The organism is Lysinibacillus sp. GbtcB16 (assembly GCF_019091145.1).
GTDB classification, from domain to species: Bacteria; Bacillota; Bacilli; order Bacillales_A; family Planococcaceae; genus Lysinibacillus; species Lysinibacillus fusiformis.
Genome location: NZ_JAGXJV010000004.1, coordinates 132926 through 150129, shown reverse-complemented (window position 1 = coordinate 150129; position 17204 = coordinate 132926). Strand labels below are relative to the sequence as shown.

The following is a 17204-nucleotide window of genomic DNA, read 5'->3' as shown; positions in this document are numbered from 1 at the left end:
TTTTTATGGCTAATCTAAAGGAGGGATACCATTAGTATTTCTTAGAAATATTGACATTTATTTTTCAGACCACTAAGCTTAATTGGAAATAGACAGGGAGGGGGATTGCCAGTGGAATTTGTTACATTAAAATGTCCTAATTGTAATGGAAACATTGAATTTAAAGAGGGGCATTCATTTAAATGTCCATTTTGTGATACTGAAATAATGTTAAAAGAAAATAAAGTCTACTATGTAGATCAAACGATTAATAATTATTATGGTCCAACTGCTCCTCAAACAGCGACACGTCCAAAATCGAATTTAAAAGTATTACTTCTTATTCCGTTTGTCTTTCTATGTGTATTTTTTGGATATTTGCTGTTAAGCAACCATCAAAAAGAAGAAGGAAATTATGGAGAGACAGCTGTACGAACAATACCAGAAAGCGAGGTTTTACTACTCTTTTTAAAAGATGTCTTTGAAAAGGGGGATGTAATGCCAAGTGAAGAAGAGATTGCAAGCATCCGTTATTTGGCTGCCTATTTTTCTGAGGATCAATGGCATTTTGATTACAGTCTGGACGATCCGTTTACAAATAAGGAAGCAGAAATTGTGACCTATACTATGAAGGATAAGTTATTAAACACACAAAAAATTGAACAAAAGGACTTCGAGGCATTTACTGGATTGACTGTATTGAAGCTGATGAATGATTATGAAATATCGCAAAGTGAAAAAGTAAGCTTTCGACATTTGAAAAACTTGAAAAGCTATACAGGAAGCTTTAATGAATCTTTTAGTAAAATTGCAGAATACTTTAGCGATAAATCTACGGTTTCAGAACTCTCTATCCAAATTCGAAGTAATAATGAGCTTGCTTTATTATTAGAGTTTCCCAATCTCCAATCACTAGAAATATCTTATATGGCGGAAGATGTCACAGATTTTCAGCTTCTAAATAAATTGCCGCTAAAATCACTGTCTTTAAAATTTACCAATGATTTTAAATGGCTATCTACTTTAACAAATTTAGAATCATTAACAATCGATAATAGTGATGCGACAGATTTTAGCTCTTTTTATTCATTGAATCAATTACAGGGATTGAAGCTTACTTCGGTAAGAAATTTAAAAACTCTTGATTTTATACAAAACATGCCTAATCTCCAATCACTTGATCTTGAAAATATGAACATTGCTAATTTAGAAAAATTAAGAAATAAGTCGTCTTTAACAAAGCTACGCTTATCTTCTCCAGGTCAGTTAGAATTACTTGATATTGTGAACAGCCTATCGTCACTCACGGAGTTAACGCTAACAGGTTACTATGGCGACACTCCACGGATAGTAGCGCCCCATTTGAAAAAGGCGGAAATAACAGGCTCTTTTATACCTAAGCTAGAGGCACCTAGTTTAACAAATTTGATTGTGGACATAAGTGGAGGGGATTCGACATTAAATGGTGCACAATTACGGAAATACCCAAAGCTCGAACAACTTACAGCGAAGGAGTATGGAATTTTTACAGAGATTAGTTCTTTAAATGATCTACCTAATTTGCAAACACTACATTTTGACGAGACGGTTTTTGAAGAGGGAACGAGTGAGCTATTCAATCTAAAACATGTAAAAACATTAAAATGTTCTAAATGTAATTTTCAATTTACGAATGAGCATCCTTTAACAAACAATGTGCTGTTGCATTTAACTTTAAATGATGTATCGATGCGAGTAGGGAATGGTGATTGGGTGCATGAGGTTGATAAGATGATGCCTTTCTTTGCTGATTTTTCAGCTCTACGTTCATTTACTTTACAAGATAGTTCATTACAATCGTTAAGTTTTTTGGAGAATTGGCAACAAATTGAGGTGCTTCACTTGGAAAACAACGCTATTTCAAATATAGAGCCTTTAGTGAATCTACCGAATTTAAAAAAGCTTTATATTCTAGGGAATCCGGTACAAAATCAATCTGCTCTAGACAAGGGAATTATGGTTTATTAAGGTTATGCGTAATTTAAAACATTAGAAGTGTGGATTTTTAGGTTATTACAATATGAGAGGCGATAGAATAGCTTTATAGGAGGGCCGAAAAATGAAGAAGGCAGAAATGATGGATCAGCATTTAGAGACGTATGAAGAGAAGATTAGTAGTACGGAGATTTGGCATGCTGTAGATTTAATTTATAAAATTAACTTAGATGAGGCTCCTATTGTCAATAAAGAGATGGAAGGGATGTCTTCATTATCAGGAAGAGAGGCCATAGATTCCTTTCTACAACAATATGAGGGAACTATTACAGGGGCAAAGGCTCGAAATATTCTAAATGAAATGTTTGGTGTTAATTTGGATGCCATTTCCTCACTAGAGGGAGCAAGGCTATCTTTATATTCAAAGGGTCAATGGATTGTTCAACATGAAAAGGATTTATTTGTCGTACATACAGGAGCAGGAGATATAGATGTGAAGGTCTATCCTACAAATTATTTCGTAGAACAAACTGGGCTTAAACAATTACCAACTAATTTACAGCATGAGCTAGCAAGTATCGGATATTACTTCGACGATACAAAGGATAGCTACTATTACTCAAATCCCACGGGTGAAGCTGTTTTAGATGCTTTTAAAGGAAAAACAATAGGTGCGATACTCGGGGTCATTCAACAATCATTTGCACATGTATAAATTAAAAAGGTCATATAGAGGGGTTATTCATCCCATCTATATGACTTTTCATTATTAGTGATAAAATTTACTTTCCAAAAGAGGATAAAAATTTAACTCGATCTCCCATAGGAGGTGTATTATTGTCGGTTAACACTACTTCCAATACAGCTGGACCCTTTAAATTCATCAAGTTATGAAGCATATCTTGGTTAAGGTCTTGCAGCTCTGTTACTTGGAAGCTAGGTATATCCATCGCTGAAGCCATAGCACTAATATTAATTGGATGTTGTTCAAAGGATGGATGCGTACGCTTAAACTGTAAAGCATGTCCATGGTAGACCATCCCTAAACGAGCATTATTCATGACAATAAATAAAATGGGTAGATTATATTCTTTTGCTGTTAGAATCTCCATCCCATGCATGAAAAAGCAACCATCTCCTGTAATACATGCAACAGGACGTTCAGGTTCAGCTAACTTTGAACCAATGGCAGATCCAATTCCACTTCCCATAGCTCCAAAATGGACATTTAAATTAAATGTATCATAATCTACTACTTTCATATGATGAATGACATAGGACATAAATTCACCAATATCAATAGCATATCTTGTAGAGGCAGGTAAATATTTTTGAATAGTTAACAATACATTTTTCGTGTTATATTCCCCTGTGTCTTCTTCATAAATATCTTTATTTTCTGTAACCTCAAACGAAGTTCTTGCTAGACCTTTAGCTCTTAGTTCTTCAATAAGCAATAATAAACTACTATGGATGTCACCTAGCACAGGGAGATCGATTTCATATTTACGGTTGAACACGGATTGATCAAAGTCCAGCTGTATTGAAAAACGATTTTTCGTAAGATTTAAGTTGTAGTTATTTGTGGCTGTCTCACCTAAACTTGAACCGACAATGAATAAAACTTGCCCATCGCCATCAGCTATTAATTGTGAGGCAACCTCGTGGCCGGCAAAACCGAACACACCAAGTAGGAGAGGATGATCCTCTGGAATATACCCTTTAGCTTGTGGTGTTGTGATAATTGGCCAATTTAAAATTTCTGCTAACTCTAATAGTTGTTCAACAGAGTTTCTTACCCCTTGACCTACTAAAATATAGCCACTTCTTCTTGCTAATAGCTCTTCAGCTACACGTTTAATGGTATCTAATTCAGGAACAATAGCTGTTCCTTTTGGTGGAGCTGGTATTTCTACGTTTGGAACGGTTTCATGTTGAACATCTATTGGTATAGCAATATGTACAGGACCTGGCACGCCAGATAGAGCAATTTCTGATGCTTTCACTATTTCTGTTAGTAAATCCTTCGATTCTTTCACCGTTACGCTATATTTGGTAACTGGTCGGAAGATTGGTTCAGCATCTAGCTCTTGAGAGGCATTTAAACCGATCGTGTTAACAGGAACAGCACCGGTTAAAAATAAAACCGGTAAATGCTCCCGCATAGCATTTGCGGCACCTGTTACTAGATTTGTTCCACCAGGTCCACTACAACCAATACAAACACTTAGATGATTGGTGTATTTTGCGTAAGCCGCAGCCATATAGGATGCTGCTCCCTCATGTTTTGTGACAATAGGTGTTAATTCACTCATATCATTGAGTTCATCAAAAAATGCATTGACGGAGCCTGCTGGAATACCAAAAATATATTGCACACCACTATTTTTTAAATACTCTAAGACTGTGCGAGCTGCTTTCATCATCATTTCTCCTTTGCATATTTATTTAATAGGCTAACAGAAATATTTTTTCATAATTTCTCCAGCTTTCATAGGCTTACTGAAAAAATATCCTTGCATTAAATGACAATTTTGTGCCAATAAATAGTCTGCTTGCTCCTTTGTTTCGACCCCTTCAGCAATAACCTCCAGTTTCAAATTTTGAGCTAGGGTAATGATTGTATTAGTAATAGCCGCTGCATCATCCGTTAACATTTCTTGTACAAAGGATTTATCAATTTTTAATGTGGAAATCGGCAAATTTTTTAAATAGCCTAAAGATGAATAACCAGTACCGAAATCATCAATAGCTAAATTGACCCCAAGGCCATTCAATTGTGTCATCGTCTTTAATGTTACCTCTGTATTTTTTACAATTAGATTTTCTGTGAGTTCTAGCTGTAAATACTCAGGAGACAAATCTGTTTCATTTAAGACATTTTCAATAATAGAAAATAAATTATTCTGCTCGAACTGATGGACAGATAAATTCACAGACATACTAATTAAAGGATATCCTTGATTATGCCACTCTTTTAATTGCTTGCATGCTTCCTTAAGAACCCACTCACCGATTGGAACGATTAACCCTGTCTCTTCAGCAAGTGGAATAAACCTATCGGGCGTTATCATGCCCTGTTCTCGATGATTCCACCTTAATAAAGCTTCCACACCTTTAATTTTATTTGTTTTATAATTGATTTGTGGCTGATAGAAGATAATCAATTCATCGCGCTCTAAAGCCTTATATAAATCATTTTCAAGTTTGATACTCTCAAAAGTTCTTGTATCCATTCCTTCACTAAAGAAATGGTAGCTAGTGCCAGGTGTCTCCTTTGATTTATACATGGCAGTGTCAGCATTTTTGATTAACGTTTCTGTAGTATCGCCGTTTTCAGGAAATAAACTGATACCAATACTTGTTTTAATATATATTTCATTGTCTATTAAATTAAAAGGTTGCGAGAAAGAAGCATTGATACAATTAATAACTTTTAAAATGTCATTCTCACACTTAATATTAGGTAAATAGATTGTAAACTCGTCTCCACCTTGCCTTGATACAGTTGCATCTTCTGGGACGCAAGCACTTAAACGTTTGGCAACACTTTGAAGCAATAAATCTCCATAACTATGCCCTAACGAATCATTTACTAACTTGAAACGATCTAAATCCAAGTAAAGCACAGCTAATTTTTCACCATTTACTTTCGCATACTTCAGTCCTTGCGTTAGTCTGTCTATTAAAAGAACTCTATTGGGCAAATCCGTCAAACTATCGAAGTAGGCGTGGTATTTAATTTTCTCTTCTAATTGCTTTCTTTGCGTTATATCTTTAAATGTAATAACTTCGCCTACGACTTTATCTCCTTCTTTTATTAAAGAAGTGACGTATTCAACAGGGAAGTTGGAATGATCTTTTCTGAAAAATACTTCATAGCTGTTAAAATTTGCATTTAAAAAGGATGAAACAGTCATGTTGTCCTCTGCTTCACAACCACTCATAATAATTTCAACTGATTGTCCAATCAATTCTCTATCTGTTTCATACCCCAGCATGAGCGCACCTGCTGGATTGCAAAATGTAATGTTACGGTCAAGATCCAATCCAAAAATCCCTTCACCTGCCGAGTTGAGAATTAACTCTTTTTCACGGCTAAGCTGCTGTAACTCCGCGACTACTCGTTCAAGCTCTTTATTTTTGTCTCTTACTTCTGATGTTCTCTCCTCAATAATAATCTCTTGTTTTTCCATATATAACTGGTTGGATAAGGCAGATGCAGTAGTATCAACAATGGATTGAGCTAACTGTAATTGAGTTTCAGAATAGAAAAAAGGTTTATTTTCAAGATTAACAATTGAAATTTGTCCTAAAATTTCACCCATTGAAATCAAAGGAAACATAACTAATCCATTTATGCCGAAATTACGACAAACTTCATGATTTGGCCTGTCATCCTCAAATACATTTGGAATAAGAATCGCTTTTTTCGTTGTAAAAACTTCCTGCATGACAGGGTCATTACTCTCATCAATTTTTATTTTGTTATGCGTTTTAAGCCAATTCTCTTCGGTCCAATCGCTATCCTTACTCAACTTAGCTGGTTTAATACTTTTTTCTGCTAAAGGATCTAATAAATGAACACCTATATTTTTATTATCTAAAACCTTTTCTAAGTAGAAAAAGCATTTATCAAGGCTTTCCTGTAGCGAAGAGCACATGGATAGGTCGCGTGTAACATCGAGCAGTAACTGCTTTTCATTTATAAGATGCTCTTTATAAGTTAAGTTGTTTGCGTTTTGAATGGCCACCGCAGCCATATTTACATAGGCCTCAACCGTTTGAATTTGTTCCTCTGTTAAGTTCATTGGAATTCCATAATCAAATAAAAAAACAAGTCCAAACAGCTCTTGTTCAAACGAAATAGGAAGTACTAATAAAGATTTAATATGAAATCCTTCAACGGCTCTAGGGTCAGGGCGATTGTCTCTTGAAGTATCAGGAATATAGATTGTTTTCTTTGTTTCAATCACTTCCTTCGCTAGTAAATCTATTTCAGTCTCAATGACATGCATATTCAATGTCCAGCCGTTAATCACTTCTGGTTTTCCTACATATCCTCTGAATGTTCCATCTTCTTGTGGTAAATAAATTCCCACTGAATCACAGTTGACGATTTCTTCAGATATTGCGATTGTTACCTGCTCCAATACTTCACGTAAATCTAGCTTCATGTTTATCATTTTCGTTATATTGGCCAGTCGAGAATATCTCGTTTGTTCTATAGACATGTAAATGAACCCCCAATTTTTTGTCATTGTCCTGTAGAAAAATTGTTAAATTTTTGCTTTATTCGTATCGAATGTCTTATTATTTTATTTTACAGTAGTAATAATCAGGTAGGTAAAAAAATGTAGAAATTAGTTAAAATTTCTTAATAGTATTTTTCGGTTTTAGCCATTACCCTTTTGATATAGGACTAGATTCCTTTGCATAAAATTAAATACATTCTACAGTAGCGATAATGATCTATTAGGTTTTTACTAGGAATGAAAAGTAAATGTTCATCAAAAAAAATGCAATAATCTTGTATGGCACTTTGTAGCATTTTCACAGGAAAACTATGTGCCAGTTCAAAAATGGGCTTTTTCAACTTTAACGGAAGAATATTAAAATATTATTACTATCTATTTGACCGCTATCTATCTAAGTAAAACTTCAGCTCATTTTCCAAAGGTCTAAAGTTAAAATGACAACATGGAATTATATTCAATATAAGAGAGCTTCCTAGATTTTATTCTACAGTGCAATAAAAATTCCTCTCTCTAAACAAGCATTCACCTCCTAAATAATGAAATATTCTGATTATTATTTGTGCTATATCCAAAACATATTTTAATTTATGGTACAAGAAATCACCTCAACATGATGGGTGATTGATTGTGGTCAAGCATGGGATAGTTTTATAATGAATAGATGGTAAATAAGAGGAGTTGAAAAGATGTTCACACGTAACAAAGGCTTTTATGTAGTGTTATCGTTGCTAGCAATCATTTTTGTATTGACGGGCTGTGGTACAGCTAAGGACAGTAAGAAAACAGAGGGAAGTACAACGAAGGAATCAGAAGAAAATTACGCATCAAAGGTGAAAGAAAATCCGATTGTAACGATTACGATGAACAATGATGATAAAATTGTCATCGAATTAGAGCCTACTGTAGCACCCAATACTGTAGCGAACTTTATTTCATTGGTGAAGGAAGGATTTTATGATGGTCTTATATTCCATCGCGTCATTCCTGATTTTATGATTCAAGGTGGAGACCCTTCAGGTAATGGGACAGGTGGACCTGACTATTCAATTGATGGCGAGTTCTCCTCAAATGGTTGGGACAATAATCTGAAACATGAACGTGGTGTCATTTCAATGGCACGCTCGCAAGATCCAAACTCTGCAGGATCACAATTTTTCATTATGGTAAAAGAATCGACGAATCTAGATGGAGACTACGCTGCTTTTGGGAAGGTTCTTGAAGGTATGGAAACAGTAGATGCTATAGTTGTAGCTGAGCGAGATGCTACCGATAAACCATTAGAAGATCAGCAAATGAAAAAAGTAGAGGTGGACACGAAGGGCTTTGATTACCCGGCACCTAAAGTAAATAAGTAGACATTAAAAAGGCTAAATCAATTAGGATTTAGCCTTTTATATTTGTCGATAACCTCGTATATACCCTTATCCTTCAGCTTCCGTTGGTATCGAAATAAGCCATAAAAAATCGTCCTCTATAAGTATTTGAATATCCTCACCATAGTTCATTAGTTGCTCAGCTTTGCGTTGTTTAGTACTGATGCCACGACGTTTGTCTCCAAGGATGACAAAGTCCGTTTGTTGTGTGACGGCGCCTTGTAAAAATCCACCACAAGCCTTTACTTGTTTGGCTGCTTCTGAACGAGTCATTGTGGCAAGAGCGCCTGTAAACACAATTTGCTTTTGATAAAAGGGGTGGGGAAGGCTTTCGGTTGGATCTGAAAAGGTGATGTCTAGGCTGTCTTTATTCGTCATATTGCCCTCCTGAAACTCCTTCGATTTTTTGCCTGCTAGTTGTGATAAATACATCCACAAAGTTTTGCATGTATGCTACATTAAAAATAAAAATTTAAAGAGGTACATAGACATGAATTCGCAATTGACCGCTTTTATTACTCTTTGCTGTACATCAGGTGTACTAAATTTGTATTTATGTTTATATGTCTTTCTACAACGTTTTAATTATACAAAAATTGCTCAATTGTTTATTGGTTATACAGCTTTAATAACAGTGTATTGTTTTGCTTCTGCGTTTTGCATTATAGTTACATCGCTTGAGGCTATAAAGATTTGGACAACTATTTTATATGTCGGCATGGCAACTTCTGCACCCTTAGGCTTATTGTTTATCATGCAGTATTTGGGCTTTCAATTATCAAAGAAAAAAATCATTGGAATTCTTGTTATTCCTGCTATTAGTATAGTGTTGGTTGCTACGAATGATATCCATCATTTACATTATCGAGTATTTGAAATTGACCCTGTCTTAGGGGCTCCTTATATTCATCAGGAAATTGGTTTATGGTATATCATTCATGGCATCTTCACATTTTCCAGCATGCTGGTAGCATTTTTATTAGTGCTGACCCATTGGAAGGAAACAGCTAAATCTTATCGACCACAATTAATTGCGTTAATGTGTGGGCAGTTGATTCCCATTATAACAGCATTTGTCTATTTGCTGGGTTTAACACCACAAGGAATTGATCCAGTTCCAATGGTTTTATGGGCTTCCTCCCTGTTATATTTATGGTCTATTCATTCCTCGCGCTTGTTTAGAGTAATGCCGGTCGCTAAGGATGCTATCTTTCATAGTATCAATGATGGCGTTATCGTATTAGATGAAAGTTTTCGATTAATAGAATTTAATCAAGCCTGTAATAAGATGATCCCATCCTTAACGAGATCGATGTTCGGCATGGACTTTGCGAAGGTATGGCTTGAGGTAACGGGGCAGTCAATTCCCTTTACATGGGAGAGCGTGGTGAAGACGCAGGAATTTGAGCTGGATCTTACTGATCGTACGTATCAAGTGCGTATTTCAGCACTACAGCATGTGAATCATGGTAGTGGACTATTACTAATTTTCACCGATATGACGGAGGTAAAAAATCTCCAAAAAATGTTGGAAAAACAGGCCTATTATGATGAGCTTACACAAATTTATAATCGCCGTGCATTTTTTCAACAATGTAATCAAGCATACGTTGAGGCGAAAGGGACGTCATCCTCATTTACAGTGGTGCTAATGGATATTGATCATTTTAAACATGTCAACGATACGTATGGTCATGCAGTGGGTGATCAAGTACTAGTTCATGTCGTCAAGGCTTGTCAGGATGAATTAAAACATGGTGAACTTTTTGCAAGATATGGCGGTGAAGAATTTGTTCTTGCGTTACGTGGATACACATTAGTAGAGGGAGAAGATTTAGCAAATAAGCTTTGTCACAGTATAGAGCTACAACCGCTTAAGACTACAGAGGGAATCATTACGACTACGATTAGCTGTGGGGTAGCTGAAGGGACAAATGGGGAAGAGACCTTATATCAACTCTTGAACAAAGCAGATAAAGCACTGTACTCAGCAAAACAAGCAGGACGTAATCGAGTACATGTGTATAGAGATAATGAAAAAGCTAAAATATACAATCATTGAACAATGATGTATATTTTAGCTTTTTACTTACCAATCTGTGTGAAAAACACCTGCTAAATCAGTTCGTTCATACGTATGAGCACCAAAATAATCTCGCTGTGCCTGTAGCAAATTAGCATTAGATGAACCAGTTCGATAGCTATCATAATATGTGAGCGATGCACTTAAGCATGGGAATGCATTCCCTGCCTGTATACCTTCGCACACAATTTTTCTCAATCCACTTTGATAGTCCTTTGTTTTTTCTGCAAAGTAAGGATCGATTAATAGGTTAGCGAGTGTAGGCTGTTTTTCATAAGCATCGCTTATAACATTTAAAAACTCTGCACGTATAATGCATCCACTACGGAAAATGAGCGCAATATCCTTTAATGGTAAGTTCCAATTATAGAGCTCTGAAGTCATTTTATATTGTGTAAAGCCTTGTGCATAGGCACAGATTTTCCCCATATAGAGGGCTTGTCTGACATATTCTACCCACATATCTTTATCGAGATTTGGCTGAGTACTGCTTGGACCTGCTAATACTACTTCTGCACGAACTCGTTCGTCTTTTAATGATGAAATATAGCGAGCGAATAAAGCCTCCGTAATAATCGAAGTTGGAATGCCATTATCGATGGATTGCATACTTGTCCATTTGCCAGTTCCTTTTTGACCAGCTTTATCAAGAATCATATCGATCAGAGGTAAGCCTGTGACATCATCTTTTTTTCGTAAAATTTCAGCAGTAATTTCAATTAAATAGCTTTTTAATTCTCCTTGATTCCATGTTTCAAAGATTTCAGCGATCTCCTCAACAGACAATCCAACATTATTTCTTAAAAATGTATAGGCCTCGGCAATAAGCTGCATATCAGCGTACTCGATACCATTGTGGACCATTTTGACAAAATGGCCTGCACCTTTAGGCCCCATATACGTGCAGCATGAAGTGCCCTTAAATTGCGCTGCTATTTTTGTAAGAATAGGGGCCGCTTTTTCGTAGACCTCACGATCGCCACCAGGCATGATTGAAGGACCTGTCAAAGCTCCAACCTCACCACCTGAAATGCCAATGCCTAAATAGCCGATGCCTCGAGCCATCAGTCCATCATGTCTACGCTCGGTATCTTGATAGTGAGAGTTACCGCCGTCCATAATGACATCGCCTGTTTCAAGGAACGGCACTAAGGAATCAATGACTGAATCAATGGCTTTACCAGCAGTCACCATTAAAAAGATCTTTCTTGGTTTTTCTAAAGATTGCACAAAATCTTCTATTTCATAGTAAGGAGTAAGCGCTTGTCCTTCGACCTTTTGTAGAAGTTTGTCCGTTAGATCGCGTGTATAGTTATAAACGGCTACTTGCTCGCCCTTGTTAGCCATGTTTAAGGCGATATTACTGCCCATAACACCTAAACCAATAACGCCTATTGTATTTAACATTTATGCTCGCTCCTTCTTGTCTATTTTTTAAACAAATAAACTAAGTAATAAAATAAATCCTAAACCAGCTACAGATACAATGGTTTCCAGCAACGTCCATGTAGCAAACGTTTCTTTCATACTTAATCCGAAATATTCTTTAAACATCCAAAATCCAGCATCATTAACATGTGAAGCAATTAAGCTTCCCGCACCTGTCGCAAGAACCACCAATGCAAGGTTCACATCATGTTGGCCTAACATAGGGATTACTAGCCCAGCTGTTGTTAAAGCGGCAACAGTAGCTGATCCCAATGAAATACGTAAAATAGCAGCAATGATCCATGCTAATAGAATGGGTGATAAGGTAGTTCCATGGAATAGCTCAGCTACATAATCACCAACGCCGCCATCGATTAATACTTGTTTGAAGGCACCGCCACCACCAATAATCAACAGCATCATGCCAATATGCGAGATAGCTGTTGTACATGATTCCATTACTTGCTTAATTGGAATTTTTCTTGCTATACCCATCGTATAAACGGCTACTAATAAGGAAATTAACATGGCAGTACCAGCCTCTCCAATGAAGCGGATTCCGGCTAATAAGCTGTTATCTTCGAAGCCTATTGTTTTTTGTAGCAGTGTAATTATAGTAGCGATGGACATTAAAATAACAGGTAACAATGCAGTGAAAACACTGATGCCAAAGCTAGGAGTATCCTCCAACTCAAAGGTTTTTTGCTCTCCTAAAGAGGCAATATTTCCAGTTTTATTGAATGATTCAGGCACTAATCTTTTAGCTACCTTTGTAAATAATGGCCCAGCTAGAATCACAGTTGGAACGGCGATAATAAAACCATAAAGCAATACTTCGCCGATATTTGCCCCATATTCACCTGCAATCACCGTAGGGCCTGGATGTGGGGGTAAAAATCCATGTGTTACCGATAAAGCGGCTGTCATCGGAATACCTAGATACAAAATAGAAACCTTCAATTGTCTCGAAATAGCGAAAACAATAGGTATTAATAGTACTAGTCCTACCTCAAAGAAAAGGGCAATTCCGATAATAAAGGATGCCGCCACCACGGCCCACTGGATATTTTTTTCTCCAAATTTGTTCACAAGGGTCATAGCAATGCGCTGTGCGCCCCCTGAATCGGCTATTAATTTACCTAGCATTGCGCCAAGTCCAAATATTAATGCCAAGTGACCTAGTGTACCACCTAATCCTGCTTCAATCGTTTTTACAATACTATCTACAGGTATTCCAAGAACTAAAGCCACACCAAATGAAACGATGATTAAAGAGATAAACGTATTTAATTTAAAGACCATTATTAAAATCAACAGTGCAATAATACCAATACCTACAATAACTAAAGGCATATATTTTCCTCCTTTTTAGTCAGGCTTTATTAAGCTCCTCTGATATTGAGCAATAGATGCATAATCGTCTGCTAATACCCTTGATAAACGAATGAAAATAGGAAGTAGCTGTCTATATTCTTTAGCTGCCTCTTCTAAAGGTGTATGTTTATAAGTGTCACCAATCATATCCCCAACCACTTCAAATGAATCAATTTTGCCGATTGCATATAAGCCTAAAATACAAGCACCAAGGCAGGAACTTTCATAGCTTTCAGGTACTACTACCTCTGATTCAAAAATATCAGCCATCATTTGCCGCCAAATCTCTGATCGTGAAAAACCACCTGTTGCTTGAATACGTGTAACGGGACTTTCCATACATTCAAGTAAGGCTAGGTATACGGTATATAAATTGTAGATAACCCCTTCAAGAGCAGCTCGTATCATATGCTCTTTTTTATGGGACATGGTTAAACCAAAAAATGAACCACGTACATCTGGATTCCATAAAGGAGCGCGCTCCCCTGATAAGTAGGGATGAAAGAGTAATCCATCAGCACCGGGTCTTACACGCTCGGCAATTTTTGTTAACACGTCGTACGGATCAATGCCTAATCTTTTAGCTGTTTCAATCTCAGAAGTGGCAAACTCATCACGAATCCAACGAAGAACCATACCACCATTGTTTACGGGACCACCAATAACCCAATGGTTTTCTGTTAATGCATAACAAAAAATTCTTCCTTTTACATCTGTTTTGGGTTTATTAATAATCGTACGAATGGCACCACTTGTCCCAATTGTAACGGCAATTTCGCCTTCCTTAATGGCGTTAACTCCTAAATTTGAAAGTACACCATCACTTGCACCGATCACAAAAGGTGTTTGAGGATCAATGCCGATTTGCTCAGCCAAAATTGGGTGACAGTTGGTGAAATATTTAGTTGTTGGTACGAGTGTTGATAATTGTGCACTTGTAATTCCAGCCACCGTTAAGGCCTCTTCATCCCAATCTAAAGTATGAAGATTCATCATCCCCATAGAGGAGGCTAATGAATAATCCACGACATATTCATTGAAGAACTTTTTAAAAATATATTCTTTAATGCCGATATATTTTTTTGCTTTACTAGCTAGTTCAGGGTGTTCCTTTACAAGCCATGTAATTTTACTTAGCGGGGACATGGGATGAATAGGGGTCCCTGTTCTTTTATAAATCTCATGCCCGTTCCATTCGTCTTTAATTTTATGTGCCCATGCCTCACTACGATTATCCGCCCAAGTAATGACAGGAGTTAACGGTCGGTCATTTTCGTCTATCGCAATTACACTATGCATGGCACTACTAAAGGATACAAACAATAATGGTTTGCCCGAATGGACTTTCATAATATTTGACATTGCTTGCAGTACTGCCTGAAAAATCTCTTCTGGATTTTGCTCCGCTGTCGAAATATCAGGTGTATATAGTGGATACCCGATATTTTCTTGTTGAATAACTTCGCCTTGTTCGCTGAATAATACAGCTTTTGTGCTAGTAGTCCCTATATCTACACCTAACATATAGTTAGTCATCCTGTGACTCAACCCCTTTAGATAGCATTTGCTGTGACTTCCATAGGTCCTCCACAGTCCCTTGAACATCGTCAAAATTGTCATGTAAAGATTTAATCATGAGCTTTCGATCTTTAGCTCGGATAGCATCTATATATAGCTCGTGATTGTTTACAATACGAGTGAAATCGTCGTATTTTTCAATAAAGCGCATGCGCATGGATAGTAGTATTAACCCTTCCATTACTGGCTTTAAATTATTCCAGATCATACCAATATAGGAATGTCCAATGGAGCGAATAATAGCTTCATGGAACATAACATCCTGATAAGAAAATTCATCTGCATCATTATATTTTATGGCAACTTTCATCATTTCTAATGTTTTGCTAAGTTCCAGCGCTAGGTTAGTTGTATCCATTTTAATGAGGCGCTCAAACACAAATGTCTCAATCAGTAAACGAACATCATATATTTCTTCTATTTCCTTCTCTGACAAACCAATGACAACAGCGCCCATTTTCTCAAGTCTAATGATGTTCTCAGATGCCAATGTCCTTAATGCTTCACGAATGGGTGAACGACTTACCTCAAAATCGGCTGCTAATTTGTTTTCAGAAAGAATGGTACCGCTTTCAATTAATCCTGAAATAATACGCATTCTAAGCTCATAAGCTACACGATCGCCAGTTGAAGCCTTAGAAAGCCATTTTTGAGGATATAAATAATCATTAGATTCGCTCATAATATCACCTTTTTTTATTTTCAGTATACTTGTATACAAGTATTATAGTCAGAAAGAAAATAAGATTGCAAGTCACATAAAAGGAATAACAATAAGACGTCGAGAGAAGAGCCTTCACGATAATGCTTCGTAAAATAAAAAATTTATTGTACATGCTTTCTTTTTACATGGACAAACTTTACAGTGAGAAGTTTTAAAATGCATGAATGTTTAAAAGCTTCTCAAATAATTAGTGGAGGATGGTTATGTCAAATATGAATACAAATCGTAAAGATGCTAAAGCAAATGAAACGAGAAGTGCAAGCATAACAAACCAACCTCGACAAAAGCTCCAGGAAGAGTTTGGTTCTGAATTTGAACTTGATATATCTTCAGCACAGGTTAATAACTTTGCTGAAACTAAAGGGAAAACAGGTATCAAACAACCAGTCAGTGAACGTACTGCGTGGCACTAGTTTATATTTGACAACTATTCAACACAACGAGAAGAACTAGGGTAGACACCTTAGTTCTTCACTTATAGCCTGGGAAATATTGTGTTATTTAATATACTTTCCATACATATTTTCTGAGCATTTCATAATACTACATTTGAACAATGAAAACTTTTTAAGGAAGGGAAGAGAGTAGATTGGCAAAACACTCAGATACAAGTTGGAAACAGGATCATCCAAGTACATTATTTAGTAACTCGGTGCAAAAGGCGGATCGTATGTTAAAGCATGCGAAATCACACCCTGAGGAAATAGCTATCGAGCATGCCTTTGATCAAATCAAGCATGCAGAAAATGCACGTCTCAATGCAGAGCAATATGGTGAGCATTTGGATACAGTGCAGCAAAATAAAGAGTATCTAGAGCAAATCAAGCAGCAACTACATGAAATGAAAGAAAATATGTCTGGACAGTAACAAACAAAAACGGCTTATGTCCAAGTGGATGGACTTAAGCCGTTCAAACTTTTTCTTAACACCAAACGATAATCTCATATGGGGTAGTTTGGGCAGGTATACTTCTAGTAGTAGGACCATATATAACAATCAGGTTTCGATTAGCAGGGCTTTTGGTAAAAGGTTGCCCATTTTTAAGTGACATAACGGTTGAAGGGGACAGGTTTAATTGTAATTGCCCATCGCTACTCACCAATTGTTGATTAAAAAAATCTACCTTTACGTTTTGGAAGTTACTTTCTTTTACTACAATTAATGCACGATATTGTGGTGGATAAATCATAGGTACAGGTGCATCCCCATCATAATACCCAGTGACCCACTCACCAGCCGTAACCACTTCTTGATTCACAAAATAAGTAGAAGGAGAAATGACAAAGTTGACGACTCCGCCTACACCATCTTCCACACTCATCATTTTATAACATCCATCCCTGTCTCCATTTTGCCCCACTGGAAAATCACTAATTTGTGTAATGACGCCACGAAAAGATTTAAAATTTACCATAGCCATTCCCTTCTAAAA

Annotated in this window: 14 protein-coding genes; 6 read left to right on the top strand and 8 right to left on the bottom strand. The window is 36.6% G+C overall.

All coding sequences use genetic code 11. The features are described from left to right. The first annotated feature begins 111 nt into the window (after positions 1–111). Positions 112–1986, top strand: coding sequence for a leucine-rich repeat domain-containing protein (locus KVT27_RS16865; protein WP_217581651.1), 1875 nt, complete (start codon positions 112–114; stop codon positions 1984–1986). Between the two features lie 91 nt (positions 1987–2077). Continuing rightward, positions 2078–2668: a hypothetical protein gene (locus KVT27_RS16860; protein WP_217581650.1), complete on the top strand. Its 591-nt coding sequence runs from the start codon at positions 2078–2080 to the stop codon at positions 2666–2668. 67 nt (positions 2669–2735) lie between these two features. On the opposite strand, the gene KVT27_RS16855 is transcribed toward KVT27_RS16860, so the two are convergent. Continuing rightward, positions 2736–4376 carry a thiamine pyrophosphate-binding protein gene (locus KVT27_RS16855; protein WP_217581649.1) on the bottom strand — a complete coding sequence of 547 codons (1641 nt, stop codon included), beginning with the start codon at positions 4374–4376 and terminating at the stop codon, positions 2736–2738. Positions 4377–4409: 33 nt separating this feature from the next. Next, positions 4410–7187, bottom strand: a complete 2778-nt coding sequence (locus KVT27_RS16850; RefSeq protein WP_217581648.1) for a bifunctional diguanylate cyclase/phosphodiesterase — start codon at positions 7185–7187, stop codon at positions 4410–4412. 710 nt (positions 7188–7897) lie between these two features. Between KVT27_RS16850 and KVT27_RS16845 the strand changes: the two genes are divergently transcribed. Then, positions 7898–8566 (top strand): peptidylprolyl isomerase, encoded by a 669-nt coding sequence (locus KVT27_RS16845; RefSeq protein ID WP_217581647.1) that lies wholly within the window; start codon positions 7898–7900, stop codon positions 8564–8566. A 66-nt stretch (positions 8567–8632) separates the two neighbouring features. On the opposite strand, the gene KVT27_RS16840 is transcribed toward KVT27_RS16845, so the two are convergent. Next, the gene (locus KVT27_RS16840) at positions 8633–8962 is read right to left on the bottom strand and encodes a BRCT domain-containing protein (protein WP_150906460.1); all 330 of its coding nucleotides are present in this window, start codon (positions 8960–8962) and stop codon (positions 8633–8635) included. A gap of 112 nt (positions 8963–9074) precedes the next feature. Between KVT27_RS16840 and KVT27_RS16835 the strand changes: the two genes are divergently transcribed. After that, a complete protein-coding gene (locus KVT27_RS16835; RefSeq protein ID WP_217581646.1) occupies positions 9075–10646 on the top strand; it encodes a histidine kinase N-terminal 7TM domain-containing diguanylate cyclase in 1572 nt (523 codons plus the stop codon). 27 nt (positions 10647–10673) lie between these two features. On the opposite strand, the gene gnd is transcribed toward KVT27_RS16835, so the two are convergent. Genes gnd through KVT27_RS16815 form a run of 4 tightly spaced genes read right to left on the bottom strand, consistent with a single transcriptional unit; the run spans position 10674 to position 15729 of the window. Beyond that, entirely contained in the window at positions 10674–12074 is a 1401-nt protein-coding gene (gene gnd, locus KVT27_RS16830; RefSeq protein ID WP_217581645.1) for a decarboxylating NADP(+)-dependent phosphogluconate dehydrogenase, read from the bottom strand. Between the two features lie 27 nt (positions 12075–12101). Further along, complete coding sequence (locus KVT27_RS16825; RefSeq protein WP_036121815.1) at positions 12102–13448, bottom strand: GntP family permease; 1347 nt, start codon at positions 13446–13448, stop codon at positions 12102–12104. A 15-nt stretch (positions 13449–13463) separates the two neighbouring features. Further along, complete coding sequence (gene gntK, locus KVT27_RS16820; RefSeq protein ID WP_217581644.1) at positions 13464–15005, bottom strand: gluconokinase; 1542 nt, start codon at positions 15003–15005, stop codon at positions 13464–13466. Beyond that, positions 14998–15729 carry a GntR family transcriptional regulator gene (locus KVT27_RS16815; RefSeq protein ID WP_036121809.1) on the bottom strand — a complete coding sequence of 244 codons (732 nt, stop codon included), beginning with the start codon at positions 15727–15729 and terminating at the stop codon, positions 14998–15000. The genes gntK and KVT27_RS16815 overlap by 8 nt, the downstream gene beginning before the upstream one ends. A 245-nt stretch (positions 15730–15974) precedes the next feature. Here KVT27_RS16815 and KVT27_RS16810 point away from each other — a divergent pair, with 245 nt between their 5' ends. Together KVT27_RS16810 and KVT27_RS16805 are read left to right on the top strand one after the other, a co-directional pair. Then, entirely contained in the window at positions 15975–16184 is a 210-nt protein-coding gene (locus KVT27_RS16810) for a hypothetical protein (protein ID WP_254636178.1), read from the top strand. Between the two features lie 176 nt (positions 16185–16360). Beyond that, positions 16361–16639: a hypothetical protein gene (locus tag KVT27_RS16805; protein WP_025115736.1), complete on the top strand. Its 279-nt coding sequence runs from the start codon at positions 16361–16363 to the stop codon at positions 16637–16639. A 55-nt stretch (positions 16640–16694) separates the two neighbouring features. On the opposite strand, the gene KVT27_RS16800 is transcribed toward KVT27_RS16805, so the two are convergent. Further along, positions 16695–17186, bottom strand: a complete 492-nt coding sequence (locus KVT27_RS16800; RefSeq protein ID WP_036147858.1) for a hypothetical protein — start codon at positions 17184–17186, stop codon at positions 16695–16697. Positions 17187–17204: the final 18 nt, after the last annotated feature.